Annotated in this window: 1 protein-coding gene; it reads left to right on the plus strand. The window is 72.8% G+C overall.

Going from position 1 to position 356, the window contains the following annotated elements:
- On the plus strand, nucleotides 1-356 hold a 356-nt coding region (locus IH48_RS34025; protein ID WP_037844205.1), incomplete at both ends, for a ketoacyl-synthetase C-terminal extension domain-containing protein.

Genomic DNA, 356 nt, shown 5'->3' on the forward strand with positions numbered 1-356 from the left:
TCGGCATCAGCGGCACCAACGCCCACCTCATCCTCGAACAGGCGCCCACCACCACAGACACGCCCAGCGACGCCGACGCTCCGGCCGACACCGACGCCGACACCGGCACCGCGGCCGACACCGTCGTCGGCGGACCGCATGTCTGGCTCGTGTCCGGCAAGTCGGCCGACGCGCTGACCGCCCAGGCCGCACAACTGCACGCGTTCGCCACCGCGCGCCCCGACGTCGACACCCGCGACATCGCTCACGCACTGGCCACCACGCGTACCACGTTCGAGCACCGTGCCGCCGTGATCGCCCACGAGCGCACCGACCTCCTCGACGCCCTCACCGCACTCCAGGACGGCCGGCCCTCA

Origin of the sequence: Streptomyces sp. NRRL F-5126 (assembly GCF_000721265.1) — a bacterium.
Taxonomy (GTDB): Bacteria; Actinomycetota; Actinomycetes; order Streptomycetales; family Streptomycetaceae; genus Streptomyces.